General features: G+C 74.6%; 1 protein-coding gene. It reads left to right on the top strand.

From position 1 onward, the window contains the following. Positions 1-690 (top strand): HAD-IC family P-type ATPase (locus FV222_RS28380; RefSeq protein WP_147816443.1); only part of this gene is annotated, 690 nt, incomplete at both ends.

The following is a 690-nucleotide window of genomic DNA, read 5'->3' as shown; positions in this document are numbered from 1 at the left end:
GAGATCGAGGTCTCCGCGCTCCGGGTCGGCGACGCGGTGGTGGTCCGCCCCGGCGAACGCCTGCCCGCCGACGGCACGATCCGCGACGGCGCGAGCCGGATCGACGAGGCGCTGATCACCGGCGAGAGCCTGCCGGTGGCAAAGGCCGTCGGCGACCGGGTCGTCGGCGGTGCCATCAACGGCGACGGCCGGCTCGTGGTCGAGGTCGCCGCGGTCGGCGCGGAGGCGACGCTCGCGCGGATCATCCGCCTTGTCGAGGACGCGCAGGCGGCCAAGGCGCCGATCCAGCGCCTGGTCGACCGGGTGAGCGCGGTGTTCGTGCCGGTGGTGCTCGGCTTGGGCCTGCTCACCTTCCTCGGCTGGTGGCTCATTGCCGGCGCTAGCGTGGAAACGGCGCTGATCGATGCGGTCGCGGTGCTGGTCATCGCCTGCCCCTGCGCCCTCGGCCTCGCGACGCCGACGGCGATCATGGCCGGCACCGGCGTCGCGGCGCGCCACGGCATCCTGATCAAGGACGCGCAAGCCCTGGAGGTGGCCCACGCCCTCGACACGGTCGCCTTCGACAAGACCGGCACGCTGACGGAAGGGCGCCCGACGGTGACGGACCTCGAGCCTGCGCCGGGCGTCGCGCGCGCAGACCTCCTGCGCCGTGCCGCCGCGCTGCAGGCCGGCAGCGAGCATCCCCTCGCC

This window comes from Methylobacterium sp. WL103, assembly GCF_008039885.1.
Lineage (GTDB): Bacteria > Pseudomonadota > Alphaproteobacteria > Rhizobiales > Beijerinckiaceae > Methylobacterium > Methylobacterium cerastii.
Note: the sequence above shows the minus strand (reverse complement) of the source record. Positions and strands in the feature narration are given on the sequence as shown.